The organism is Amycolatopsis heterodermiae (assembly GCF_034929455.1).
Taxonomy (GTDB): Bacteria; Actinomycetota; Actinomycetes; order Mycobacteriales; family Pseudonocardiaceae; genus Amycolatopsis; species Amycolatopsis heterodermiae.
In genome coordinates, this window is record NZ_JAYFSI010000022.1 from 26,947 (window position 1) to 49,818 (window position 22,872).

A 22,872-nucleotide genomic window follows, 5' to 3' on the forward strand; every position below is an offset into this window, starting at 1 on the left:
TTCACCGTTCGCGGTTGCATGGGTTCGTCACCAATCCCTTGCTGCCAAAGGAATTCTCATGGACACCGCAACGGCCGAAGACCTGGCCCTGCTGCCCCACCTCGTCAATGTCGCCCAGGAAGCCGGCCGGCGCGTGCGGGAGATCTACTCCCCCGCCGCGCGGCCGGCGAGCCGGGACGACCTGTACGCCGGCAACCAGCGCGTCGAGGAAGCCGGTGCCGACGGGGTGCGCAAGGCCCTGACCGCGTTGCGCCCGGAAGCCCGCTGGCTCGACGACGACCCCGAGACGCACCGGACCCGGCGGCAGCTGGCCGGTGAGTGGTGGGTCGTGGACGGCGTCGAAGGCGCCGTGAACTTCCTGCACGGCCTCCCCGAATGGTCCGTGAACCTCACGCTGGTGCGCGACAACCTCCCGGTGGCCGCCGTGGTGTACCAGCCCGTCGGCGAGCGGACCTTCACGGCCGTGCGCGGCGGCGGCGCCCGTCTCAACGGGACGCCGCTGCGCGCCTCGGCCAAAGTGGACCTGTCCGCGGCGATCGTCACGACGAGCCAGGCGGGCGGCAGCGCCGAGCTCAACCGCCGGACGGCCGGCACCATCGAGACGATGTTCGGCCGCGCACTGCTGGTGCGCCAGACGGTGCCCAGCACGTTCCCGCTGCTGGACGTCGCCGCCGGGCACTTCGACGTCTACTGGCGGTTCGGCCCGGACCTGCCCGCCCTGGCCCCGGGCGTCCTGCTGGCGACGGAGGCCGGCGCGGTCGCCACCGAGCCGGGCGGGCAGCCGTGGCGGGCCGACAGCGCCGACGTCGTCGTGGCCGCGCCGGGCCTGCACGCCACCGCCCTCGACGCGCTGGGCACCGCTTGATCAGCGGCCGGGTGAAAGCGCGTGCGCGGCGATCTCGTCGCTGGTGGTCACCCACACCCCGGGGTGGCCGACGATGTACTCCAGCGCCGCCTCGACGTACTTGAGCCGGAACGGCTGGCCGGCGACGAACGGGTGGAGCGACAGCGCCATCACCCGTCCGCCGGCCGCCGAGTCCGCGTAGAGCTGGTCGAACTGGTCCTTGACGATCTGGACGTAGTCCGCGCCCGTGTGGCTCTTGAGGTGGAAGAGCTGCATGTCGGAGAGTTCGAGGGTGTACGGGACGCTGAGCAGGCCGGGCACGTTCAGCGGGTACGGCTGGTCGTCGTTGGTCCAGTCGAGCACGTAACCGGCACCCAGCTCGGCGAGCAGGCGCGGGGTGGCGAAGGTCTCGGTCAGGCCCGGCGCGAGCCACCCGCGCGGCCGCTGCCCGGTCGTCTTCTCGATGCTGTCGAAGACCTCGGCGAGGAGGGCGCGCTCCTCGTTCTCGGCCAGGCCGGCCTGCGGGATCGAGTTCGACTTCCCGTGGGCGAGCCACGCCCAGCCGCGCTCCCGGCCCGCGGCGACGATCTGCGGGTAGCGCTCGCCGGCTTCGGAGTTCAGCAGGGCGCTGGCCCGGATCCCCTGCCGGTCCAGGACGTCGATGAGCCGCCAGATGCCGACCCGGGCACCGTAGTCGCGCCACCCGTAGTTCACCGGGTCCGGCACCAGCTTCGCGGTCGCCTCGTTGAAGCTGGCCGACGGCCGGTCGACGTGGAAGTGCTCGATGTTGAGCCCGGCGTAGAACGCCACGCGGGCGTCGCCGGGCCAGCGCACCGGAGGGCGGCCGACGATGGGGCTGTAGTCGAAGAGTTCGATGTCCACAACGGACTCCTGTCAGCGCTCGAGGGGGACGGCGATCCGGCCGCCGTAACGCTGCTGCTCCGCCTCGTCGAGCATTGCCGCGGCCACCGTGGCCCGGCTGACGCGCGCGGGGAACAGCCGCCGGGGCGCGTCGTCGAGGGAGACCGTGCGCCGGGCCGGGCTGAGCGGGCCGTCCGACAGCGGGCCGGCGTGGAACACGGCACCGCCGCCGGCGCGCACGGTCGCGTCCGCGGTCGTGCGGTCTTCCAGCTCGTTCTTCATGAAGGTCTTCAGGAGGCCTCGGGTGAGGGCTCCGGCGTACGGCGCCGAGTCCCCCGTGCCGAAGGCGGCGAGCCAGACGACGAAGTCCGGCCCGGCGTCGACGGCCGCGCGGGCGCCCGCGGTGAGCGCGCCGGGCGCGTCCTTGCCGCTGATCCCGAGCCCGGACACGACGATCCGCGCGCCCTTGAGCGCCCGGCCGATGGAGTCCGGGTCGCGGACGTCGCCCGCCACGCGTATCAGGCGATCGGACGGGGGCAGGGTGATGCGGTCCGGGGTGCGCGCGACCGCGGTCACGCTGTGACCCCGCTCCAGGGCCTGGCGGACGAGTTCGGTGCCGGTCGCGCCGGTGGCGCCCAGTACGGTGATTTCCATGGTGGTCTCCGGAGTTCGTCAGTCTACAGTGGACAGGGTGGCGAGGGCCGCGGCCTGCAGGCCGGGCGCGGTGGCGAGGATGGTGTCGCTGCCGGGCCGCCACGGCGCGCCGCCGAGGTCGGTCACGAGCCCGCCGGCCTCGGTGACGAGCAGCGCGCCGGCGGCCACCCCGGGCAGCGTCGGCCGGTACTGCCAGAAGAGGTCGGCGTGCCCGGCCGCGACGAGCAGCAGCGGGAACGTCGACGGCACGGTCGCGCGGACCAGCAGTGCGCTGCCGAGCATCGCCGTGATCGACTCGCCGATGCGCCGGTAGGTCTCGCGCTGGCCGGCCTCGGCCTGCCCGGTGGTGGCGATGGCGGCGCCGAGGTCGGTCTTGGCGGAGACGCTCAGGCGCTGCCCGTCCGCGAACGCGCCGCCGCCGCGGAGCGCGGTGTGCACGACGTCGCCGACCGGCTGGTGGACGGCCGTCAGCACCGGGACGCCGTCCCGGAGCAGGGTCGCGGTGACGCACCACTCCGGCAGCCCGTGCACGTGGTTGACGTTGCCTTCGACGGCGTCGACCGCCCACCACTCCCCCGGCGGCAGCTCGGTGGTTTCCTGTTCTTCGGTCGGCCACCCCGCTTCGGGCCGGGCCGCGGAGAGGGCCGCGCGCAGGCCGTCGAGCGAGGTCCGTTCGTTCTCCTCGATCGCGGCGAGCAGGCCGGCGCGGTCGGCCGGGCGCGACTCGGTGGAGTAGCCGGCGAGCAGGCGGCGGCCGGCGTCACGCACCGCGGCGACGGCCGCGCTCAGCACGGCGGCGTCCTCGGTCGTGGCCTGCGGGAAAGGCGTTGTTGTGCTCATGTCTCCGACCGTAGGCAGGAATGGGCATTAATTCAAATGAATGCTTTGCACTCGTTGATTTACCCGGACGCAATCGTCGAAGTATGACCGGAGCTGCGCAATCTGATACTCCGGGATGATCCCCTTCGTGTGAAGGTGTGGAACGGTTTCCCTCCTCCACACTCCACACCGGGAGGAATTTCGCATGCCAGGTTTCCGAGCAGGGCTGGTGGTGACCGTCGCGGCACTGGTCGCGGCCGCGACCCCCGCCGCGGCCGCCGACGACGACCCCCTCGCGCCCTACACCACCCAGCAGGTCACCTGGGGCGCCTGCGCGTTCACGCCCGCGGCCGGCGCCAAGCCCGCCGAGTGCGCGCTGGTCACCGTGCCGCGGGACTGGGCCAACCCCGCCGCGGGCGTCGACCTGCAGGTCTCGGTCAGCCGCGTCGCGGCCACCGGCGCGCGGCTCGGCGCGCTCCTCGTCAACCCCGGCGGGCCCGGCGGCCAGGGCACCTCGCTCGCCGGCGCGCTGGCCGGCCTCGAACCGACGGTGAACGAGCGGTACGACCTGATCGGCATGGACCCGCGCGGGACCGGCCGGGAAGGCAGTGACGACCACGGGTTCCAGTGCCAGGTCCCGACCGGGCGGATCCCGGCCGGCCTCGACGCGCGCGACCGGTCGGCGCAGAGCATCGCGCTGCACCAGCAGACCCCGCGCGCCATCGCCGAGGCGTGCCAGAGCAACGCGCTCACGCCGTACGTCACGACGTGGCAGACCGCGCACGACATGGACCTGATCCGCACGCTGCTGGGCGACGAGAAGCTGAACTACCTCGGCTACTCCTACGGCACCTGGCTGGGCGCGAAGTACGCGTCGCTGTTCCCGGAGCACACCGGGAAGACCGTGCTCGACTCCAGCGTGAACTTCGAAGGCCGGCTGCAGGCCGACTTCGAGGCGTTCCCGGTGATCGACCAGCGCCAGTTCGACGACGTCTACCTGCCGTGGGTCACCCGCCGCTACGGTGAGCAGCTCGGGACGACCGTGCCCGAGGTGAAGGCGAAGATCGAGCAGATCCGTGCTTTCTTCAAGACGCAGGGCATCGACGGCGACACGTTCGACCGGATCTTCGTGGGCAACGGCAGCCAGTTCCAGTGGTACCTCGGGGCCCTGATCCTGGTCATCGGCGCGAACTCCCTGGATCCCGGCGGCGCGGCGCCGACCGGCGAGCTGGATGCGGTGTCCCGCAGCGCTTTCGGCGTGCCGGCGGCCCAGCTGACCGTGGCGAAGATCGCGGCCGCCGTGCCGGACTACGCGGCGTTCCCCGGCACCCGCTACGCCGTGGCCTGCGGTGACCAGCCGACGCAGTCGGCCGCCTGGTACAAGCGGCTCAGCGACCGGCAGGGCCCGCAGTACCCGTTGTACGGCTGGCTTTACGGCCTGAGCGAGCCGTGCGGCTTCTGGTCCGACGCGCCGCAGCACGTACTGCCGAACCTGCCGGCGGAGGTCGCCGGGAACGTGCTCGTCGTCCAGGGCGAGTTCGACCCGCAAACCGGTTACGAGCAGGCGAAGGCGGCCTCGCGCGCGGCCGGCGTCCCACTGGTGTCGGTGGACGACTCGCCGTTCCACGGCCAGTACGCCCTGGCCGGCGACCCGTGCGTCGACGGGATGGTGAACACCTTCCTGGTCAAGAACTCCCGGACGGCGAGCGTCACCTGCCCCGGCGTGCCGCTGCCGGACGAGGACGCCGTGTACCCGGTGACCGGCCCGCTCGGCCCGGCGCACAGCAGCAGCCTCACGACCCGGAGCGCCGACGCACTCTCCGGCCTGCGTGCGGACGTCCGGCGCAAGATCAGCGAACTCAACTGAGCCGGCGGCGGGCGGTCGTCCGGCCGCCCGCCGTCAGCGGACGCTGAAGCCGCCGTCGACGGTCAAGATGCTGCCGGTGACCCAGGTGTTCTCCGGCGCGGCGAGGTAGAGCGCGGCGGCGGCCACGTCCTCCGGGCGCCCGATCCGGCCCGCCGGGTAGGCGTTCCGGACGTAGCCGTCGTAGTCCGCGCGCTGCTCGCCGGTCATCGGGCCGAGGAACCGCCGTTCGAAGGCGGGCGTGCGGACCGAGCCCGGCACGATGGCGTTCACGCGCACGCCGTCCGGCCCCAGTTCGCTGGCCAGCGCCTGGGTGAACGAGTTCAGCGCGCCGCGCGTCGCCGAATACACCGACGCCGGACGGCCGGCGACCATCTTCGTGCCCCAGTAACTCGAGATGTTGACCACGCTGCCGCGCGCCGCGACCAGGCTGGGCAGCAGCCGCCGGACCAGCTGGAACGACACGCCGAGGTTGACCCGCACCATCGTGTCGAAGTCGGCGGAAGTGGTCTCCGCCAACGGCTTCAGGTGGGTGACCCCTGCGTTGTTGACCAGGATGTCGGCGGCGAGGCCGTCGGGTAGCCCGTCGACGGCCGCCGGATCGGTGAGGTCGGCGGAGACGGTCGTGACCTGTGCGCCGTGCGTCCGCAGGCCGGCCGCGACCGTGCCGAGCTTGCCGGGATCGCGGGCCAGGAGCACGAGATCCGCGCCTTCCCGCGCGAAGGCGTCGGCGATCGCCAGGCCGATGCCCTCGCTGCCGCCGGTGATCAGCGCGGTCCTGCCGGTCAAGGTGCCCATGAGTTGCCCTGCCCCTTCAGACGGAGAGTCATTCTCCGTTTCACGTTAGCACTAGACGGAGAGGCGTTCTCCGTCTAGTGCTAGGCTCGGGACATGGCCCGGGAACTGCGCTCCGACGCGCGCCGCAGTGCCGAACTGGTGGTCGCGGCCGCGCGGACGGCCATCGCCGAACACGGTCTGGCGGTGTCGACCAACGAGATCGTCAAGCGCGCCGGCGTCGGACCGGGCACCTTCTACCGGCGGTTCCCGTCGCGCCACGCGCTGCTGGAGGCCGTGCTGCTCGAGGTCGTCGGCGAGCTTCTGGAGCAGGCCCGCTCGGCGGCGCAGGACCCCGACCCCTGGGCGGGTTTCGCCGGGCTGGTGAGCGCGCTTGCCGTGGCCCAGTCGGAGAACAAGGGCCTTGCGGACGCGCTGGCAGCCGAGCCCGAGGAGGGCGGCGACGAGGTGAGTTCCGCGTTCGGGAGCCTGCGCGACCACGTCCGGGTGATCACCGAGCGAGCGCAGGAAGCCGGCGTGGTCCGCGCGGACGTCACCTGGCGGGACGTGCCGTTCTTCGCGGGCGCGGCTGCCGGGATGTCCCCGCGGTGCCTTGGGCTTGACGCGGGGGTCAGCGGTCGCGAGCGGGTTGTCGCGGTGGTCCTGGCCGGGCTTCGCGCTCCCGGCCGCGGCGCGCTGCCGGGCGAGTCACCGCGGGATCAGCGTTAACCCACGCGACCACGTCCGCTCGATCACCGCGCGAGCACAGGAAGCCAGCGCGGTCCACCGCGGGATCAGCGTTCGTAGACACCAATCAGCCGGCCACGACCGAGAACCGGCCCCGTAACGGTGGGCAAGAACGCGCGGGGCCGAGCCGTCGGTGTGGTGCCGATCGGCGCCGCGAGGGCGAACAGCTGGAAGACGTAGTGGTGCGGCCCGTGGCCCTTCACCGGCGCCGGACCGTGGTAGCCGCGGCCGAGGGTGGAGCGGAGGACCCGCACCCCCTTGCCGGGCTCGCGCGCGGCCAGGGCGCCGGGCGCCAGCTCCGCGGCCGCCGGGTCGATCAGGGCCGTGCAGTGCACGGCGGGCTTGCCCACCGGGACGTCGATGTCCTCGACGACCAGGAGCAGCTCCGCCGTGCCGGCCGGGAGCGTGGTCCAGGCCAGTTGCGGGGACAGGTTGCTGCCGCCGACGGGCTTCGCGCTGTGCTCCAGCGGCATGACGCCGCCGTCGTCGAAGCTTCGGCTGGTGAGCGTCAGCACTTCGGGACCCTGCAGGTTCGGCAGGTTCCACGCCGTGTCGGCGTCGCCCGCCCTGCGGTTCTTCAGGAGCCGGCCGAGCAGGGTCATCGGGTTTCCTCGATCCGGTCGGCGATCTCGGCGGCGGTGGCGGTTTCGCCGAGCTTCGGGAAGACGCGCTCGACGCTGTGGCGGTGGGCCTCGGCGTCGGGGTCGGTCATGGCGTCGGTGGTCAGGACGACGTGGTAACCGTGGTCGGACGCCGAGCGCGCGGTCGACTCGACACCCGAGCTGGTCGAGATCCCGGCGAGCACGACCTGCGTGACACCCAGGTCGCGCAGGAGCGTGTCCAGGCCCGTGTCGTGGAAGGCGCTGCGCCGACGTTTCGTGATCAGGTGGTCGGTCGGCTGGACGTCGAGTTCGCCGACGAGGTCGGCCCAGCCGGGCGGCACCGCGCCGCCGCCGGACCGTCCGGCGTCGGTCCGTCCCGGCGCGCGGCCGGTGACGGTGACGAGCACCACGGGCAGGCCGTGTCGGCGGAACTCGGCGGCCAGGTGCGCCGCCTGCTTGACGGCGGCGGGCACCGAGGGGTCGTCGAAGGCCGAGACGATGCCCCGCTGCAGGTCGATCACGACCAGCGCGGGCACCGGATCGATCGTGGTCAAAGGCATGGTTTCTCCCTGGCAGGTCAGACGGTCCGGGCCAGCCGCTCCAGCAACGGCGCGGCCGCGGCGAGCTGCTTCAGCTCCCGGGCGGTGAACGCGCCGCCGGTGAGGGCCCCGGTGATGAGCTCGGCCCGCGCGTTCCGCTTGTCCTTCAGCGCCCGCGCGCCGGCTTTGGTGAGCATCAGGACCCCGCGCCGGCCGTCGTGCGGATCCGAACGGCGTTCGACCAGGCCCCGGTCCCGCAGCCCGCTCAGCGTCGCGCCCATCGCCTGCGCGGTGATCTGCGCTTCCCGCGCGAGCGCCGAGGAGGTGGTGGGCCCCGAGCTGCCGAGCAGGGACAGCGCGGCGCGCTCGGGCATGGTCAGCCCACCCTCGGCGGGCACCTGCCGAACCCGCCGCACGAGCACGCTGATGCCGTCCAGCAACTCCGCAGCAACCTCGGCGGGGTCCGGGTGATCGGTCATGTACTAAGGCTACCTTATCAATCCGCCTTAGCAATCTGCGGGCGAAGGTGACAGTGATCTCCCGCTCCCGCCGCACCGAGCACGGCGGCGGGCTCGCCGACCTGCGCGACGCCTCGCCGGCCCCTGAACCGGGACCGCGCCGCTCAGCGTTCGGGCTCCACCATGGACTCCAGGTTCCTGCGGGCGATCTGCTTGCGGAACTCGCCCTGGTAAGAGGCGTCACCGGAGTCGTGCATCGTGTCGGTCATCCAGACTGCCGCTGCCTGGCGTTGCCAGGTGTGGCTCAGGCAGGTGTCCGAATAGCTGTCGAGGAGGCTCGCGTCGTCGCTCGTGATTGCGCGGGCCAGGACCTCGGCGTCGTGGAGGGCGAGGCTCATGCCCTCCGCGCTCATCGGGGAAACGAGGTGGGCCGCGTCGCCGAGGAGGCAGAGGCGGCCGTGGCGCATCGGGCTGAAGACCACTCCGCGCAGCGGCACCACCTGCTTGCTCGTGATCGGCCCTGGCGCCACGGCTTCGCCGAACCGGGTGCCCAGCTCACGCCAGACGCGCTCGTCCGGCCAGTCGTCGACGCTGTCGGTCAGCGGGCACTGCAGGTACAGCCGGCTCGCGGCCGGACCTCGGGTGATCTGCGCCGCGAAGCCGCGGGAGTGCACCGCCAGCACCGCCGGCGGATCGGCCGGCACGCCCGCCATGACCGTCAGCCAGGCGTAGCCGAACTCGTGCGTGTCGCAGGTGAGCACGTCCGCGGGGACGGCCGTCCTGCTGACGCCCTGGTAGCCGTCGGCCCCGGCGACGAAGTCGCAGCCGAGCGCGTGCGACACCCCTGCGGCGTCCCGGTAGCGGACCACCGGGCGGTCGGTGTCGATTCCTTCCAGCGCAACGTCTTCCGCTTCGAAGCGCAGGTCGCCGCCGTCGCGGAGGAAGACCGCGATGAGGTTCCGGACGAGGATCTGCTGGGGGCAGAACGCACCGCCGTCGTCGTCCTCGCCCGTCTTCCACAGCCGCTTCTTCCCGTCGATCAGCAGCGGCATGCCCGCATCGGCGGAGTCGTGGCTCGTACTGCCTTCCACGACCTCGCCCAGCCCCCACTCCCGCAGCATGCGCACGCCGCGGGCGTCGAGGGACCCGGCCCGCTGGCGGTTTTCGACGTGCTCACGGCTGTGCTTCTCCAGGACGATGCAGCCGATTCCGGTGCGCAGCAGGAAGTTCGCGAGCGTGAGGCCGGCGACGCCGCCGCCCACGACGACCACGGTGGTGTTCTCGTTCTTGGTCATGGGACCACAGTGGACCGCGAACCAGCGGCTGCCCACCGATATTCGGCCAGCGGATACCGGAAAGCCGCCAATCTCAGCCGACGTGGTCGTGAAGGCCGGCCTGGTAGCGACCCGGGGTCTGGCCGACGACGGTGGTGAAGGCTTCGATGAAGGTCGACGGGTTGGACCACCCGCACGCGACGGCGGTGTCGGTGACGGACTGGCCATCGGTGAGGTGCACCACGGCGTGGTGGATCCGCAGGATGGTGCGCCAGCGGTGAAAACTCATCCCGAGGTCGGTGTGGAACAGGCGGCTGAGCGTGCGCTCGCTCGCCCCCGCGGCGCGCCCCAGCTCCGCCAGCGTCGTGGTCCGGCCGGGGTCGGCGCGCAGGAGATCGGTGACGACGCGCAGCCGGTCGTCGTGCGGCTCGGGCAGGTGCAGGGACTGCTCGGGTGTCGCGCCCAGTTCGTCGGCCACGACCGCACGCAGCCGCTTCTCACTTTCGGGAGACCGGCCGCCCGGAGCGGTCAGCGCGAGGAGAACCTCGCGCAGCAACGGGCTCACCGCGAACACGCTGGGGTACGCGACGAGGCCGCCGCACTCGTCGGCCGGGATGGCGACGAGCCGGGCGTCGGTGCGGCCGTAGAACCGGTGCGAGTGCTCGAAACCGGGCGGTGTCCAGGTGACCCGGCTGGCCGGGGCCACCCACGTCCCGCGCTCGGTCGTCGTGGCCAGCGCCCCGGCGGCCGCGTAGACGAGCTGGCCGTCGGGGTGGGAGTGGGTGCCGAGGTGGAACCCGTGGGGCAGCCAGCCGCCACCGCGAGGCGTCGCGCCTCCGTGCTTCTCGAACTGGCGGTTTTCCGGCATCGAGAACCAGATTACCGCCGAACCTCACCAGGGCACGACGCCCTGGTCGTCGAAGAAGCCGCCCGTCGGCCCGTCGTCGGGCAGGGTCGCGAGCCGGATCGGGGTCGCCGCGCCCTGCTCGGGGGTGCGCACGCCGCGGAAGCCGTTCAGGTCCGTCGCCACGTACCCCGGGCAGGCGTTGTTGATGAGGATGTTCGTGTCGCCCAGTTCCTTGGCGTACTGGACGGTGATGGCGTTGAGGAAGGTCTTCGACGGCATGTAACCGGCCGAGAGGAACGAGAAGTCGCTGCCCGGCTCGCTCTGGCGGGCCAGGGAGCCGGTTTCGCTCGAGAGGTTGACGATCCGCGGCGAGCCCGAGCGGCGCAGCAGCGGGAGCATCGTGTTGATCACCCGGACGACGCCGATCACGTTGGTCTCCACGACCTCACGGATGACGTCGGGGCTGATCTTGGTGGGCTCCTGCGGGAACCCGCCGACCACGGCGGCGTTGTTGACGAGCACGTCGAGGCGGCCGAAGCGTTCGTCGAGCAGCGCGGCCGCGGCGGCCACGCTCTCGTCATCGGTCACGTCCAGCGGGACGCCGAACGCGTCGGCCCCGCCCGCACGCAGCTTCTCCACCGCGCTCTCACGCCGTTGTGCGTCGCGGGCGCCGACGCCGACCTGCCAGCCGAGCGCACCCAGGCCCGCCGCGATCTCGTACCCGATTCCCTTGTTGGCGCCGGTGACCAGCGTGATCGTCTGTTCGCTCATGCCTTCGATCCTGGTCGCGCCCGGCCCGGGCACCAACACCGTCTGGGCAAGCATTGATACCCGGCTGGTATCGATCCGCGGTAGCATCCGGTCATGGAGACCCGCGAGCTGCGGTACTTCGTCGCTGTCGCCGAGGAGCTGCACTTCAGCCGGGCGGCCGAGCGGCTGGGCATCGCGCAGCCCCCGCTGTCGCGCGCGATCAGCGGCCTCGAACGGCGTCTCGGCGTCGCCCTGTTCGAACGCACCAGCCGCGCGGTGACGCTCACCGAGGCCGGCTCGGTGCTGCTGGCCGAGGGACGCGCCGTCCTCGGCGCGGTGGCCGCGGCCGAGCGGCGCACCCAGCGGGCCGCGACCGGCCGGACCGGGCTGGTCCTCGTCACCAAGGCCGGCGTCGCCGGCGATCTGCTGAAGAAGGTGCTCGCGGCCTACGCCGCCGAGCCGGACGCCGTGGACGTCGACGTGGTGCTGTGCGAGGCCCACGAGCAGGAACGGCTGCTGCGGGGCGGGCAGGCGGACGTCGCGCTGATGCACCGGCCCTACGACTCGACGACCGGGTTCGACACCGAGGAGCTGTTCACCGAGGGGCAGGTCGTGATCCTCCCGGCCGGGCACCCGCTCACCGCCCGGTCGCACGTCCGCACCGCCGACGTCACGGCGCTTGCCGACCTGCCGATGGCCCGCTGGCCCGCCCCCGACGGCACCTACCCGGACGGGCCGGGCGCGGAGGTCCGCAACCTCACGCAGCTGTACCAGCTGATCGCCCTCGGCCGGACCACGGTGATCCTGGCGGAGTCGTGCCTCGCCCACCTGCGCCAGGACCTGGCCGCCGTCCCGGTCGTCGACGCGCCGCCCGTGACGACGCTGATCGCGTGGCCACCGCACAGCCGCTCCCGCGCGGTCGCGAGCCTGGTGCGCGCCGCCCTGCGCTGCGCGCCGGACGACCTCAGTGAGCTTCGCCCAGGGCTCGCAGGCCGCGGTCGAGGAAGTCGATCGTCCAGGTGAAGGTGGCGTCGACGTCGACGGCGATCTGGAACCCGCCGGACACCTCCAGGGTGGCGAACCCGTGCAGGACGGTGCGCACCAGCCGCAGCGCGTGGATCTCCTGATCGGGGTCGATCCGGTACCCGTGCAGCATGGCCGCCCAGGACGCGAGCACCTGGTCGCCCGCGACGGCGAGCGGGTCGTCCTCCCCGGCCGCGCGCGCCGCGTTGGCCGCCGCGTACCGGCCGGGGTGCTCCTTGACGTACCGGCGCATCGCCTGCGCGCCGGCGGCGAGGGCCTCGCTGCCGGCCCGGCCCTGGGTCGCGTCGCGGATGGCGGCGGTGACCTCGGTCATGGCCTGGACGGCGATGCGGTGGGCGAGCTCGGCCTGGCTGGCGACGTGCTTGTAGAGCGACGGCGTCTTGACCCCCAGCCGCTCGGCCAGCAGGCCCATGCTGAGCTGGGCGAACCCGACCTCGTCGACCAGCGCGGCGCCGCCTTCGGTGACCGCCGCCGGGGTCAGGCCGGCCCTAGGCACGGGCGAGCGTCCGGTTCAGGAAGGGCAGGGTCAGCTCGGCGACCCGCTCGGGCGTCTGGGCGTGCGGGTAGTGCCCGGCGCCGTCGATGACGACGAGTTCCCCGAGGCCCCGCGGCAGGTCGGCGAGGACCTTCTCGCCCTCGGCGCGGGGGTCGGCCCAGTCCGGGTCGAGGCTGCCTTCGACGATCAGGACCGGACACCGGACGTTCGCCAGCTGATTCCCGGCGTCGGCCGGGCTGGTCTTGCACATGGCCTGCAATGCTTTCATGCGGCCCGGCTCGCCCAGCTTCGCCTCGATGCGGGCCAGCTCGGCGTCCCAGTCGGCGGGCTTGACCGGCAGCGCGACGTCGAGGTACTTCAGCCAGTTCGCCACCTTGCCCCGCATGATCACCTGCGCCATCTGCGTGTAGCCGGCCCGGAAGCGCTTCACCCGCAGCAGCCCGCCGAGGTCGAACGCCTGCGCCCGGGTGAACGGCGCCAGCTCGACGACCCCGGCGATCAGCTCGGGCGCCGTGGCGGCCGCGATGGTCACGGCACCACCACTGATCGAGTGCCCGACGAGCACCGCGGGCCCCCCGAGCTCCCGGACGACGGCGACCAGGTCACCGGCGATGTCGGTGCGGCTGTAGCCGTCCCAGCCGAGGCTGGAGTCACCGCACCCGCGGATGTCGACGTTCGCGACCCGGTACCCCGCCGCGGCCAGGGCCGGAGCGAGGAACCGGTAGGAGTGCCGACTGTCGCCGATGCCGTGCGCCAGCACGACGAGCGGCCCCTCCCCGGTGACGTCGTAGGCGATGGTGTTGCCGTTGATGCTCAGCTGCTCGGTCATGGCGCTCTCCCTGCGTTGGCTAACGTTGATAGCTTTAAGCTAGTCGCGTTAGCCAATGGAGTCAACACCCGGCGCCGGGCGATATCCTGCGGTCCCGGACAGGACCTCGAAGGAGCGGATCCCAGGCTGATGGCAGACGACCGGCCGCACCCGCTCCCGCCCCGGCGCATCCGGTTCGCCGTCACCTGCTGGTTCCTGGCCGCGGCCGGCGGTTTCCTGGCGTTCCTGTTCGGCTCCGCCGCGGCGATGAGCACCGGCTCGTGCCGGCCGGACGACACCGTCTTCCCCTGCACCGCAACCGGGCAGCAGGTCGTCTTCTGGCTGCCCCCGATCGGCTGGATCGCCTCGATCCTCATCGCCTGGGCGGCCGCCGCGGCACTCGTCCGGAGCGGCCGTCCTCGCTGGCCCGCCATCCCGGTCGGCGTGGTGAGCTACGCGGCGGTGCTGGCCGCGGACTGGTTCGCCGCGGTGCGCTGATCGCCGGCACGTCCGTTTGAGCCCACCGTCCCGGTGGTACTGAACGAGTCCATCGCTGTCTCGTTTCGGAGGATGCCCGTGCAGATCCAGGTCAACACCGACCACAACGTCCACGGTGGCGAGCGACTGGCCACCTTCGTGACCACCGACCTGGAGAACAGCCTCTCCCGGTTCGGCGGGTGGTTGACCCGGGTGGAGGTGCACCTCAGCGAGGACGGCGGAAGCAAGCCGGAGGACAAGAAGTGCGTGATCGAGGCCCGGCCCGGCGGTAAGCAGCCCGTCGCGGTCACCCACCACGCGGCCACCGTGGACGACGCGTACGCCGGGGCCGCGCACAAACTGGGGCGCGTGCTGGACACCCGGTACACCCGCGCCCACGACCACAAGGGCAGCGAGAGCATCCGGCACATGCCCGGCCCGGAGGACCCCGAGCAGGTCGGCGCGCTCGAAGACGAACCGCAGGCCTGACCAGCGGCGTTAGTTGCGATTTCGTGGGGACGAGCGGTCCCGGACGGCCCTGAGCGCCGGATTCACAGAGTTCTCCCAGAAGCTCCCAGGAACCGGCCGGATCGTCCGGGCACGCTCGCCGCATGACCACGATCGACGTACGGGGCCTGACCAAGCGGTACGGGCCCGACACCGTGGTTGACGACCTTTCGTTCACCGTCGAACCCGGGCAGGTGACGGGTTTTCTCGGCCCCAACGGCGCCGGCAAGTCCACGACCATGAAGATGATCCTGGGCCTGGCCGCGCCGACCCGGGGTTCGGCCACCATCGGCGGCCGCCGCTACCGCGACTTCCCCGCACCGCTCACCGAGGTGGGCGCGCTGCTCGACGCCGGGGCCGTCCACGGCGGCCGGAAGGCCTCCGACCACCTGCTGGCTCTCGCGGTCAGCAACGGCCTCCCCCGCCGCCGGGTCGGCGAGGTGCTCGCGCGAACCGGCCTCGAAGACGTCGCCGGCAAGCGAGCCGGCGGGTTCTCCCTCGGCATGCGGCAGCGGCTCGGCATCGCCGCGGCCCTGCTCGGCGACCCGCGGGTACTGATCTTCGACGAGCCGGTCAACGGGCTCGACCCCGAAGGCATCCGCTGGATCCGCGACTTCATGCGGTCCCTCGCCCGTGACGGCCGGAGCGTCCTGGTGTCCAGCCACCTCATGAGCGAGATGGCGCAGACCGCCGACCACCTGGTCGTCATCGGCCGTGGCCGGCTCATCGCCGACACCGGCGTCGGCGAGCTCATGCGCGCGGGCGGCGAAGGGACCGTCCTCGTCCGCACGCCCGATCCGGGCTTCGCGCACCGGCTCACCGCCGCCGGGGCCACCGTGCGGGACGGGCTCGAGGCGTCGCTCGTCGTCTCCGGCCTGAGCAGCGCGGAAATCGGCAAGCTCGCCGCCTACCACGGCGTTGCGCTCAGCGAGCTCACCCCGCAGCGCGCCTCCCTCGAAGACGCCTTCATGGAGCTGACCAAGGACAGCGTCGAGTACCAGGGGGTGGCCGGATGAGCGCGTTCGCCGGCACCGTCCACACGGAGTGGATCAAGCTCCGCAGTCTCCGCTCCACCTGGTTCACGCTGACGTGCCTGTTCGCCGTCGGGCTCGGCATCACCGCCCTCACCGCGAACGCCGCCGGGAAGGGGTACGCGAGCGCGACGCTCGCCGACCAGCTGGCGTGGGACCCGGCCGGGCGCAGCCTGATGTCGTACGTCGTCGCCCAGCTGGTCGTCGGGGTGCTCGGCATCCTCGTCGTCACCTCGGAGTTCGCCACCGGGCTGATGCAGACGTCCCTCATCGCGACGCCGCGCCGGAACCGGACGCTGGCGGCCAAGGTGGTGGTGGCCGCGGCCGTCGCCGCGCTGGCCGGCCAGGCGCTGATGTTCGCCGCCTTCTTCGTCGGGCAGGGTGTGTTCGCCCTGCAGGACGTGCCGCACGCGAGCCTCGGCGATCCCGGCGTGCTCTCCGCCGTGACGGGCGGCGGGGTCTACCTGACGGCGATCGCGCTGCTCGCGGTCGGCCTCGGCGTGCTCGCGCGGGCCACCGCCGGCGCGCTCGCCACGCTGGTGGGCATCGTCTTCCTGATCCCCGGGATCGCCGGGGCGTTCCCCGGGTGGCTCCAAGGTCTCTTCCGCTTCTGGCCGACGCTGGGCGCGGCCGAGGTCACCAAGACCGTGCCCGATCCCGGGTTCCCGCACCCGTGGCTGAACCTGGGCGGGCTGTGCCTCGGCGTCGCCGCCGTGCTGGCCGTCGCGTTCGCGGTGTTCCGGCGCCGGGACGTCTGATGCGGGACGTCCGCCGGGGCCTCGGCGCGGCGGCCGCCGCCCTGCTCGTCATGGCGGCCCTCGCGCTGGCCGCGCTGCTCCTGCTCGGCGCCGGGCGGTTCGGCGACCTCACCGCGCTGACGGCGACGGTCGTCGCCCTGTCCGTCGGCGGCTCGGCGGACGTCGTCGCCGTCCCGTCCGGCGCGCTGCCGGTCACCGTGCACGGCGCCGTCGACGTCATGCCGCTGGGTGTCTCCCTGGCGGGCGCGGTGGTGCTCGGGGCGCTGGTGCTGCGGCACGGCCGGGACGGGCTGGCCGTCCGCGTCACGACGGCGGCCGCCGGTTTTGTGTTCGGGCTGGCCGCGATCTCCCTTCTGACACAGGGAAATCTGGCATTGCGATTGCCGGGCGGCACGGGTGGTGCGTCCGCCTGCGGGCCGGGTTCGGGAGTGGCGTCGCGGCTGGGCAGCGCCGTCGACGCCGGGTTCTCCGCGGCCTTCCTGCCGACGGTGGCGGCCGCGGCGGTCTGGGCGCTCCTGGTCGCCGGGGCGTGCGCGCTCGCCGGGCGGTTCCCGGCCGCCCTGCCCGGATTGCGTTGGGCCGTAACGGGGTTCGGGGTGGTCACCTCGGGATGTGCGCTCGTCGCGGGCGTGTTCGGCGGCGCGGCGGCGGCCGGAGGCGTCCTGCTCGCCCTGCCGCAGGTGGTGTCCGGCGCCTTGGTGCTCGGGCTCGGGGTGCCGTGGACGGTGACGTCCGGCGGCGTGCTTTCCTGTGCTGTCAACGGTATCGATCCGGGTAGGGCATGGATCTGGGTTCCGGTGGTGGTGCTGACGGCCTGCGCCGTCGTCGTCGGCGTGCGGTCCGGCCGCTCGCTGCGCCGTTCCGCGGTTTTCGTGGTGGTGACGGGTGGCGCACTGGCGGTCGTGACGCTGCTGTCCCGGGTTACCGTCGACCTCGGCGTCACGGCGTTCGGGCTGTCGATCCCGGTCCTCGACGCGCGCCTGTCCGCGAATCCCCTGCTCGCGCTGGCGGCCGGCGCGGCTGCGGGGCTCGCGGGCAGCCTGCTCGCCGACGCGATCTCCGTATCCTCGCGGGCATGGAAGCGATGACGTCCGGACGGCTGCTGGTGGTCGACGACGAAGCCACCGTCCGCGAGCTGCTCTCCGCGGCGCTGCGGTTCGCCGGGTTCGAGGTGACCTCCGCGGCGACGGCGGGCGAGGCCGTCGCCGCGGCCACCGGGCAGCCGCCGGACCTGGTGCTGCTCGACGTCATGCTGCCGGACATGGACGGCTTCGAGGTCGTCCGGCGGCTGCGCGAGCGGCAGGCCCCGGTGCCCGTCCTGTTCCTCACCGCGCGCGACCGGCAGGCCGACAAGGTCACCGGCCTGTCGCTCGGCGCGGACGACTACGTGACCAAGCCGTTCGACCTGGCGGAGCTGATCGCGCGGATCCGCGCGATCCTCCGCCGGACCGGCGGCCAGCAGGCCGGCGTGCTGACCGCGGGCACGCTCGCCCTCGACGCCGAGGGCCACCAGGTGACGCGGGAGGGGCGGCCCGTCCGCGTCTCCGCGACCGAGTTCCGGTTGCTGCGCTACCTGATGGAGAACACCGGGCGCGTGGTGTCGAAGGCGCAGATCCTCGACCGGGTGTGGCACTACGACTTCGGCGGCGACGCGAGCATCGTCGACACCTACATCTCTTATCTGCGAAGGAAAGTCGACACCGAGGAGCCCAAGCTGATCCACACCGTGCACGGGGTGGGTTACGTGCTGCGGGAGCCCCGGCGGTGAAGCGGCTTTCGTTGCGGGCCAGGCTGTTGCTGCTCACCGCGGGCCTGCTGCTGGCCGGGCTGGGCCTGATCGGCGCGGTCGTCTCCGACCACGTCGAGCGTTACCAGCTCGATCGCCTGGACGGTCAGCTGCGGTCGCTCACCGAGCTGATCTCGCGGGTGCCGGCCGCCGGGCCGCCGGGGCTGGAGAGCACGAACGCGCGTCCCGAGCTCCTCGATCCCGCCCTCGACCTGTTCGGCACGCCGTACCTGGTGTACCTGGGCGCCGACGGCTCGGTGGCGGGCGGCATCCACTCGTCCCGGCTCAACGCCGCCGCGCTGCCCGCCCCCGGCGCGCTGCGCACGGTTCCCGCCGACGGGACCGCGGCAGACCTGCCGGCCGCCGACGGCTCGGGACGCTGGCGCGCCGTCGCCCGGCCGACCGTCGGCTGGGCCGGGACGGTGCTCGCGGCCGCACCACGCACCGAAGCCGACGCCACGATCGCCCAGCTCCGGTCGAGCAGCCTGATCGGCGGCGCCGTGCTGCTGGTCCTGCTGACCGCCGTCGGCTGGTTCGCCCTCGGCCGGGGCCTGCGGCCGCTGCGGCGGATCGAGCACACGGCGGCCGCGATCGCCGAGGGCGACCTGACCCGGCGCGTCCCGGTCCTCGCGTCGCCGGGGACGGAGATCGGGCACCTCGCGGCGTCGCTCAACACCATGCTCGGCCAGCTCGAACGGGCCTTCGCCGACCGGTCCGCGTCCGAGGCCCGGATGCGCGCGTTCGTCTCGGACGTCAGCCACGAGCTGCGGACGCCGTTGTTCGGGATCAAGGGTTCGACCGAGCTGTACCGGATGGGCGCGCTGCCCGAGCGGGCCGACGTCGACGAGGTGATGAGCCGCATCGACCGCGACGCCACCCGGCTCACCGCCCTCACCGAGGACCTGCTGCTGCTCGCCCAGCTCGACGAGGCGCCCGAAGGGCAGCTCGACCGGGCACCGATGGACCTGCGCACCCTCGCCGGCGACGCCCGGCACGACCTGCGCACCCTCGACCCGTCCCGCCCGGTCGAGCTGACCGGTCCGGGCGGCACCGGCGGTCCCGGCCCCGCGCCGGTCCACGCCGACGAGGCGCGGCTGCGGCAGGTCGTGACCAACCTGGTGGGCAACGCGGCCGCCCACACCCCACCGGGCACCCCGGTCCGCATCGGCGTCGGCACGGCCGGCGGCCGGGCGGTGCTCGAGGTGGCGGATCAGGGCCCTGGGTTGAGTGCGGCGCAGGCGGGGCGCGTGTTCGACCGCTTCTACCGCGCTGACCGAGCCCGGACACGCTCGGGTGGGGCGGACGCTGGGCTGGGGTTGGCGATCGCCCGGTCCTTGGCCCGGGCGCACGGTGGTGACGTCGAGCTGGACACCGCGTTGGGGGAAGGGGCGTGTTTCCGGCTCACTTTGGCTCGCGCCGAGTGAGCGCGGATGACGGCCGCGGCAGGAAAACCGCGAGGTCGGAGCCGGAACCGCCTCCAGCGCAGGCGCGCCCTTCCGGCTCACCTTGGCCCGGTTCGAGTTAGCGCGGATCACGGCCGCGCCACGAATCCCCGAGGCCGGAGCCGGAACCGCCCTGGACGAAAGCGCGCACCTCCGACCGACCCCGACCCGACCAAACACCGATCACGACCGCAGGCGCGCCCTTCCGACCCCACCCCGAACCGAACGAGCACCGATCACGACCGCAGTACGAAACCCGCCACGTCCAGGCCCAGTTGCTGTCCGGCCTCGTGGTCGATCCGCGTGTGGACGCCCGCGTAGATCCGGCTCAGGCCCGCTTCCGAAGCCGCGTCGGCGAACGACATGAACCGGCGGACTACCCCCGGCAGGGCCTCGGACGTCACCGCCAGTGGGCGGTTCGGGCCGTACTCCTGGCGCAGTACCAGCGCGGCCGCGCGGGAGATCACGCTGTGCGCACCCGGGTACGACGGGTCGGGCGGGGTGGTGGCCAGGCTCGACCAGTCCGGTGTCGCAACGCGGATCGCCGTGATGGGCCGCCAGATCCGGTAGTGGTACTTGGCTTCGTAGAACGCGATCACCGCGTCGGCGAGGGCGAGGTTCAGCCGGGCGAACACCCGCGCGGCGACCACCAGGCTGCTGTGCGAGCCGGCCACCGCCGACTGCGTGATCTCGTTCCAGTAGTTCCAGATCGGCGCCGCCCAGAACCGCGCCTGCTCGGTCTGGTCGGCGGTGCGCGTGGTGCTCACGTCCCTTCCGTCCGCCGCCACCTCGGCCAGCGCCCGGGCGGTCGCCGCGGGATAGGGGCCCGGCCGGAAGCGGTCGGCGCGGTCGAGCACGAACGGCGTCACGGCCGGCCAGTGCGTGAACGCCGCGGCGGCGAACGCGGGCGGCGTCGGCCGGTACTGCCCGGGTGCCGTGCCCGGCGCGAGGACCGGCGGGACCGCGGCCGAGCCGTCGCCGGTACGCAGCCCCAGCAGGAGGCGGGCGACCAGCCGACCGGCTCGCACGCCCGCGTCGCGCTCCGCCGGCTTGACCGCGGCCAGCTGCCGGGCGAGCAGGGCGTCGAAGTCCACGGTCCGGGCCGGGTAGAGCGCGGCCAGGACGTCGTGGCCGGCCTGCGCCGCGGCGGCCTCCGCCGACGCCGGATGCGCGACGTCGACGGTGAACAGGTACGGGCGGCCGATGCCGGTCGTCGCGACGACGGCGTCGTGGATCGCCGCGTGCAGCAGCGCGAAACTCCGGGTCGGGTGCACGGTCGCGGGCTGGAGCCCGGCCGTGCGCACGATCGCCAGCAGCTCCCGGTTCCAGGCCAGGACGACGTCGCCGCCGCCGCGCGGCGTGGTGGCCGCGGCGGCCGGGAGCCGGGTGGTGGCGAGCACGGCGGCGGCCGCCCCACCGGTCACGAGCAGTCGTCGGCGGGACACCGGTGTGGTCATGGGTGCGCTCCTCGGGTCGTCGAAGTGGTCACCCCGGATACGGTGGCCGGTTACAGCACCCCGCCGGTGTAACCCGCGCGCGTATCCCCTCAGGCAGCAGGAAAGAATCGGCGGGGAGAAGGCGGGCGGTGCCGGTGGCACAGCGGTTCCGGCGCAGGCGCGCCGAACAGGAGGACGCGGGCGGGAAACCGCGCCTGCACGTGGTCGGCGCGGACGACTACCCGGACTGGGAAGCGGTCTACCGCGACAACGTCGACCGCGTCTTCCGGCTGATGTTCTCGAAGGTCGGCAACCGGCCCGACGCCGAGGATCTCACCACGGAGGTGTTCCTGACGGCGTTGCGGCCGTTGCGCGTTTCGGCGAGCGTCGGCGAGGTCCGGGCGTACCTGCTGGCGACCGCGCGGACGGTGCTCGCCGGTCACTGGCGGCGCACGCTCGGCCGGGAGATCACCACGCTCGACGAGGAACGCGACATCGCCGCGTTCGAGGCCGACGTCCCGGACCCCGGCACGCTGGCCCGCGCCGAGGCGATCCTCGCGCAGCTGCCGGAACGCTACGGCCGGATCCTGCGCCTGCGGTTCCTGCAGGCGTGCTCGCTCAAGGAGGCGGCGGCCGAGCTGGGCACGACGGTCGGCAACGCGAAAGTCCTGCAGCACCGCGCTTTGCGCCAGGCGGCGCAGCTGGCGGAAGGGTCGGTGGAAGGGTTGGCGGAAGGGATGGCGGAAGGGATGGCGGAAGGGATGGAGACGTGAGCACTCGGGGCGTCCGCCGGTTCGTCAAGGACCTCCTGCGCCGTCGCCGGCCGCGCCCGTTCGCGGCCGGGCCGGGCGACGAGGCCGAGCTGCGCACGGCCGTGCTGCTGCGCGCCGCCCGCCCGGGTTCCGGGGCGGCGGGCGAGGAGTTCGTCGCCGAGCTGCACCGGCGGCTCGCCGCGGAGCTGGGGGAACCCGCGACGGGCGGCACCCGGCGCCGGTTCATCCAGGTCTCGTCGGCCGCCGCGGTGGCGGCCGCGGCGGGCGCGGGCGTCGAATACCTCGTGACTTCCGGTGCCGAACCGGCCGCGTCCCCTCCCCCGGACACGACACTCCGGCCGGACGGCGGCGAGTGGCGTGCCGTCACCGCGGCGCACGACCTGCCCGAGGGAGCGGTCATGCCGTTCGACTTCGGGGCCGTGGCGGGGTTCGTCCGGCGCTCGGGCGGACAGGTACTCGCGGTGTCCGCGACCTGCACGCACCTGGGCTGCCGGCTGAACCTGGACGCGCCCGCGCGGCAGCTGAACTGCCCGTGCCACCGGACGTCGTTCGCCGTCGACGGCGCGGTGCTGCGCCACCAGCTCCCGGTGCAGCCCGCGGCGCTGCCCCGCCTGGTCGTCCGGGAGTCCGGTGGTGTGGTCGAGGTGCTGGTGCCGCCGGCCGGGGCCTAGCGCGGTTGCTGCTCCGGCGGCGTGGCCAGGCTCTGGAAGAGCGGCCGCAGCAGGTCGACGATCTGCTCGGGCGACGCGTCCGCGAGGTGCGTGAGGCGCAGCAGGTACCGCTCGGCGATCACGCCGTGGACGATCGCGCTGAGCAGGCTCGCGCGCAGGTCGGCGTCGGACGACGGGATCGCCTCGGTGAGCTGGTTGAGCTGCGGCTCCCCCGCGGCCCGGTAGCGATCGGCGGCGTCGGCGTTGGTGAGCATCGAGCGCAGCACGGCCAGGGACGCGGTCGGCTCGTCGGTCAGGCGCCGGCCCAGCGACGTGAGCAGCGCTTCGGCGACCTCGTCCGCCGTGCCGCCGGGCAGCTCGTCCGCGGGGATCTCGGACGCGCGGGCGAAGAGCAGGTCCTTGCTGCCGAAGTAGTGCATGACCAGGCCGCCGTCGACCCCGGCGGCCGCCGCGACGGCCCGGATCGTGGTCCGGTCGTAGCCGAGCTCGGCGAAGATCCTGCGGGCCGCGGTGAGGATCCGCTCCTCGCTCTGGCGGCGTTGCGCTGCTCTGGTCACCCGTTCATTCTACGGGCGTTGACCCAGTGGGCCAGTTCGTTCTACAGTCGTTC

Annotated in this window: 27 protein-coding genes; 13 read left to right on the forward strand and 14 right to left on the reverse strand. The window is 73.2% G+C overall.

All coding sequences use genetic code 11. The features are described 5' to 3' along the window. Positions 1-58: 58 nt before the first annotated feature. Entirely contained in the window at positions 59-865 is an 807-nt protein-coding gene (locus tag VA596_RS47965; RefSeq protein WP_323337257.1) for an inositol monophosphatase family protein, read from the forward strand. On the opposite strand, the gene VA596_RS47970 is transcribed toward VA596_RS47965, so the two are convergent. Genes VA596_RS47970 through VA596_RS47980 form a run of 3 tightly spaced genes read right to left on the reverse strand, consistent with a single transcriptional unit; the run spans position 866 to position 3,199 of the window. Then, positions 866-1,726 (reverse strand): polysaccharide deacetylase family protein, encoded by an 861-nt coding sequence (locus VA596_RS47970; RefSeq protein ID WP_323337258.1) that lies wholly within the window; start codon positions 1,724-1,726, stop codon positions 866-868. It lies immediately after the preceding gene. A gap of 12 nt (positions 1,727-1,738) precedes the next feature. Continuing rightward, the gene (locus VA596_RS47975) at positions 1,739-2,359 is read right to left on the reverse strand and encodes an NAD(P)-dependent oxidoreductase (protein ID WP_323337259.1); all 621 of its coding nucleotides are present in this window, start codon (positions 2,357-2,359) and stop codon (positions 1,739-1,741) included. A gap of 18 nt (positions 2,360-2,377) precedes the next feature. Further along, positions 2,378-3,199, reverse strand: a complete 822-nt coding sequence (locus VA596_RS47980) for an inositol monophosphatase family protein (protein WP_323337261.1) — start codon at positions 3,197-3,199, stop codon at positions 2,378-2,380. Positions 3,200-3,383: 184 nt separating this feature from the next. Between VA596_RS47980 and VA596_RS47985 the strand changes: the two genes are divergently transcribed. Next, positions 3,384-5,045 (forward strand): alpha/beta fold hydrolase, encoded by a 1,662-nt coding sequence (locus VA596_RS47985; protein ID WP_323337262.1) that lies wholly within the window; start codon positions 3,384-3,386, stop codon positions 5,043-5,045. A gap of 33 nt (positions 5,046-5,078) precedes the next feature. Here the strand turns inward: VA596_RS47985 and VA596_RS47990 are convergent, their stop codons facing one another. Beyond that, complete coding sequence (locus tag VA596_RS47990; RefSeq protein WP_323337263.1) at positions 5,079-5,840, reverse strand: SDR family NAD(P)-dependent oxidoreductase; 762 nt, start codon at positions 5,838-5,840, stop codon at positions 5,079-5,081. 93 nt (positions 5,841-5,933) lie between these two features. Between VA596_RS47990 and VA596_RS47995 the strand changes: the two genes are divergently transcribed. After that, positions 5,934-6,545, forward strand: a complete 612-nt coding sequence (locus VA596_RS47995) for a TetR/AcrR family transcriptional regulator (protein ID WP_323337265.1) — start codon at positions 5,934-5,936, stop codon at positions 6,543-6,545. 65 nt (positions 6,546-6,610) lie between these two features. Here VA596_RS47995 and VA596_RS48000 read toward each other — a convergent pair whose 3' ends face one another. From VA596_RS48000 to VA596_RS48025, 6 genes are all read right to left on the reverse strand, one after another. Further along, positions 6,611-7,165, reverse strand: a complete 555-nt coding sequence (locus VA596_RS48000; RefSeq protein ID WP_323337267.1) for a YbhB/YbcL family Raf kinase inhibitor-like protein — start codon at positions 7,163-7,165, stop codon at positions 6,611-6,613. Beyond that, positions 7,162-7,725 (reverse strand): isochorismatase family protein, encoded by a 564-nt coding sequence (locus VA596_RS48005; RefSeq protein ID WP_323337269.1) that lies wholly within the window; start codon positions 7,723-7,725, stop codon positions 7,162-7,164. The genes VA596_RS48000 and VA596_RS48005 overlap by 4 nt, the downstream gene beginning before the upstream one ends. 17 nt (positions 7,726-7,742) lie before the next feature. Beyond that, positions 7,743-8,183, reverse strand: a complete 441-nt coding sequence (locus tag VA596_RS48010) for a MarR family winged helix-turn-helix transcriptional regulator (RefSeq protein ID WP_323337271.1) — start codon at positions 8,181-8,183, stop codon at positions 7,743-7,745. A 143-nt stretch (positions 8,184-8,326) separates the two neighbouring features. Continuing rightward, positions 8,327-9,457 (reverse strand): 4-hydroxybenzoate 3-monooxygenase, encoded by a 1,131-nt coding sequence (locus VA596_RS48015; RefSeq protein ID WP_323337273.1) that lies wholly within the window; start codon positions 9,455-9,457, stop codon positions 8,327-8,329. Positions 9,458-9,530: 73 nt separating this feature from the next. After that, entirely contained in the window at positions 9,531-10,304 is a 774-nt protein-coding gene (locus tag VA596_RS48020; protein WP_323337275.1) for a helix-turn-helix domain-containing protein, read from the reverse strand. A gap of 24 nt (positions 10,305-10,328) precedes the next feature. Beyond that, positions 10,329-11,054, reverse strand: coding sequence for an SDR family oxidoreductase (locus tag VA596_RS48025; RefSeq protein ID WP_323337276.1), 726 nt, complete (start codon positions 11,052-11,054; stop codon positions 10,329-10,331). 93 nt (positions 11,055-11,147) lie between these two features. Between VA596_RS48025 and VA596_RS48030 the strand changes: the two genes are divergently transcribed. Next, positions 11,148-12,056: a LysR family transcriptional regulator gene (locus tag VA596_RS48030; protein WP_323337278.1), complete on the forward strand. Its 909-nt coding sequence runs from the start codon at positions 11,148-11,150 to the stop codon at positions 12,054-12,056. Here the strand turns inward: VA596_RS48030 and VA596_RS48035 are convergent. After that, complete coding sequence (locus VA596_RS48035; protein ID WP_323337279.1) at positions 11,998-12,573, reverse strand: TetR/AcrR family transcriptional regulator; 576 nt, start codon at positions 12,571-12,573, stop codon at positions 11,998-12,000. The genes VA596_RS48030 and VA596_RS48035 overlap by 59 nt on opposite strands. Continuing rightward, positions 12,566-13,402, reverse strand: a complete 837-nt coding sequence (locus VA596_RS48040) for an alpha/beta fold hydrolase (RefSeq protein WP_323337281.1) — start codon at positions 13,400-13,402, stop codon at positions 12,566-12,568. The genes VA596_RS48035 and VA596_RS48040 overlap by 8 nt, the downstream gene beginning before the upstream one ends. A 129-nt stretch (positions 13,403-13,531) precedes the next feature. On the opposite strand from VA596_RS48040, the gene VA596_RS48045 reads away from it, so the two are divergent. The 7 genes from VA596_RS48045 to VA596_RS48075 all read left to right on the forward strand — a co-directional run bounded on the left by VA596_RS48045 (position 13,532) and on the right by VA596_RS48075 (position 19,364). After that, a complete protein-coding gene (locus VA596_RS48045) occupies positions 13,532-13,879 on the forward strand; it encodes a hypothetical protein (RefSeq protein ID WP_323337282.1) in 348 nt (115 codons plus the stop codon). A gap of 72 nt (positions 13,880-13,951) precedes the next feature. After that, positions 13,952-14,347, forward strand: a complete 396-nt coding sequence (locus VA596_RS48050; protein ID WP_323337283.1) for an HPF/RaiA family ribosome-associated protein — start codon at positions 13,952-13,954, stop codon at positions 14,345-14,347. A gap of 122 nt (positions 14,348-14,469) precedes the next feature. Beyond that, the gene (locus tag VA596_RS48055; RefSeq protein ID WP_323337285.1) at positions 14,470-15,381 is read left to right on the forward strand and encodes an ABC transporter ATP-binding protein; all 912 of its coding nucleotides are present in this window, start codon (positions 14,470-14,472) and stop codon (positions 15,379-15,381) included. Continuing rightward, positions 15,378-16,154, forward strand: a complete 777-nt coding sequence (locus tag VA596_RS48060; protein WP_323337287.1) for an ABC transporter permease — start codon at positions 15,378-15,380, stop codon at positions 16,152-16,154. The genes VA596_RS48055 and VA596_RS48060 overlap by 4 nt, the downstream gene beginning before the upstream one ends. Further along, entirely contained in the window at positions 16,154-17,242 is a 1,089-nt protein-coding gene (locus VA596_RS48065; protein ID WP_323337289.1) for a hypothetical protein, read from the forward strand. The genes VA596_RS48060 and VA596_RS48065 overlap by 1 nt, the downstream gene beginning before the upstream one ends. Then, positions 17,239-17,922: a response regulator transcription factor gene (locus VA596_RS48070; protein WP_323337397.1), complete on the forward strand. Its 684-nt coding sequence runs from the start codon at positions 17,239-17,241 to the stop codon at positions 17,920-17,922. Before VA596_RS48065 ends, VA596_RS48070 begins: the two co-directional genes overlap by 4 nt. Further along, the gene (locus VA596_RS48075) at positions 17,919-19,364 is read left to right on the forward strand and encodes a sensor histidine kinase (RefSeq protein ID WP_323337291.1); all 1,446 of its coding nucleotides are present in this window, start codon (positions 17,919-17,921) and stop codon (positions 19,362-19,364) included. The genes VA596_RS48070 and VA596_RS48075 overlap by 4 nt, the downstream gene beginning before the upstream one ends. 254 nt (positions 19,365-19,618) lie before the next feature. Here the strand turns inward: VA596_RS48075 and VA596_RS48080 are convergent, their stop codons facing one another. Continuing rightward, positions 19,619-20,839, reverse strand: a complete 1,221-nt coding sequence (locus VA596_RS48080) for a vanadium-dependent haloperoxidase (protein WP_323337293.1) — start codon at positions 20,837-20,839, stop codon at positions 19,619-19,621. A gap of 128 nt (positions 20,840-20,967) precedes the next feature. Here VA596_RS48080 and VA596_RS48085 point away from each other — a divergent pair, with 128 nt between their 5' ends. Beyond that, positions 20,968-21,591 (forward strand): RNA polymerase sigma factor, encoded by a 624-nt coding sequence (locus VA596_RS48085; protein WP_323337294.1) that lies wholly within the window; start codon positions 20,968-20,970, stop codon positions 21,589-21,591. Beyond that, complete coding sequence (locus tag VA596_RS48090; RefSeq protein WP_323337296.1) at positions 21,588-22,262, forward strand: QcrA and Rieske domain-containing protein; 675 nt, start codon at positions 21,588-21,590, stop codon at positions 22,260-22,262. The genes VA596_RS48085 and VA596_RS48090 overlap by 4 nt, the downstream gene beginning before the upstream one ends. Here the strand turns inward: VA596_RS48090 and VA596_RS48095 are convergent. Further along, positions 22,259-22,819, reverse strand: a complete 561-nt coding sequence (locus VA596_RS48095) for a TetR/AcrR family transcriptional regulator (RefSeq protein WP_323337298.1) — start codon at positions 22,817-22,819, stop codon at positions 22,259-22,261. The genes VA596_RS48090 and VA596_RS48095 overlap by 4 nt on opposite strands. Positions 22,820-22,872 lie beyond the last annotated feature (53 nt).

Coding starts and splice junctions, on each gene's coding strand:
- VA596_RS48070 (WP_323337397.1), top strand. CDS start 17,239: ATGACGTCCGGACGGCTGCTGGTGGTCGACGACGAAGCCACCGTCCGC.
- VA596_RS48005 (WP_323337269.1), bottom strand. CDS start 7,725: ATGCCTTTGACCACGATCGATCCGGTGCCCGCGCTGGTCGTGATCGAC.
- VA596_RS47980 (WP_323337261.1), bottom strand. CDS start 3,199: ATGAGCACAACAACGCCTTTCCCGCAGGCCACGACCGAGGACGCCGCC.
- VA596_RS47975 (WP_323337259.1), bottom strand. CDS start 2,359: ATGGAAATCACCGTACTGGGCGCCACCGGCGCGACCGGCACCGAACTC.
- VA596_RS48045 (WP_323337282.1), top strand. CDS start 13,532: ATGGCAGACGACCGGCCGCACCCGCTCCCGCCCCGGCGCATCCGGTTC.
- VA596_RS48010 (WP_323337271.1), bottom strand. CDS start 8,183: ATGACCGATCACCCGGACCCCGCCGAGGTTGCTGCGGAGTTGCTGGAC.
- VA596_RS48000 (WP_323337267.1), bottom strand. CDS start 7,165: ATGACCCTGCTCGGCCGGCTCCTGAAGAACCGCAGGGCGGGCGACGCC.
- VA596_RS47965 (WP_323337257.1), top strand. CDS start 59: ATGGACACCGCAACGGCCGAAGACCTGGCCCTGCTGCCCCACCTCGTC.
- VA596_RS48040 (WP_323337281.1), bottom strand. CDS start 13,402: ATGACCGAGCAGCTGAGCATCAACGGCAACACCATCGCCTACGACGTC.
- VA596_RS47985 (WP_323337262.1), top strand. CDS start 3,384: ATGCCAGGTTTCCGAGCAGGGCTGGTGGTGACCGTCGCGGCACTGGTC.
- VA596_RS48020 (WP_323337275.1), bottom strand. CDS start 10,304: ATGCCGGAAAACCGCCAGTTCGAGAAGCACGGAGGCGCGACGCCTCGC.
- VA596_RS47995 (WP_323337265.1), top strand. CDS start 5,934: ATGGCCCGGGAACTGCGCTCCGACGCGCGCCGCAGTGCCGAACTGGTG.
- VA596_RS48050 (WP_323337283.1), top strand. CDS start 13,952: ATGCCCGTGCAGATCCAGGTCAACACCGACCACAACGTCCACGGTGGC.
- VA596_RS48025 (WP_323337276.1), bottom strand. CDS start 11,054: ATGAGCGAACAGACGATCACGCTGGTCACCGGCGCCAACAAGGGAATC.
- VA596_RS48015 (WP_323337273.1), bottom strand. CDS start 9,457: ATGACCAAGAACGAGAACACCACCGTGGTCGTCGTGGGCGGCGGCGTC.
- VA596_RS48065 (WP_323337289.1), top strand. CDS start 16,154: ATGCGGGACGTCCGCCGGGGCCTCGGCGCGGCGGCCGCCGCCCTGCTC.
- VA596_RS48080 (WP_323337293.1), bottom strand. CDS start 20,839: ATGACCACACCGGTGTCCCGCCGACGACTGCTCGTGACCGGTGGGGCG.
- VA596_RS47990 (WP_323337263.1), bottom strand. CDS start 5,840: ATGGGCACCTTGACCGGCAGGACCGCGCTGATCACCGGCGGCAGCGAG.
- VA596_RS48030 (WP_323337278.1), top strand. CDS start 11,148: ATGGAGACCCGCGAGCTGCGGTACTTCGTCGCTGTCGCCGAGGAGCTG.
- VA596_RS48055 (WP_323337285.1), top strand. CDS start 14,470: ATGACCACGATCGACGTACGGGGCCTGACCAAGCGGTACGGGCCCGAC.
- VA596_RS48060 (WP_323337287.1), top strand. CDS start 15,378: ATGAGCGCGTTCGCCGGCACCGTCCACACGGAGTGGATCAAGCTCCGC.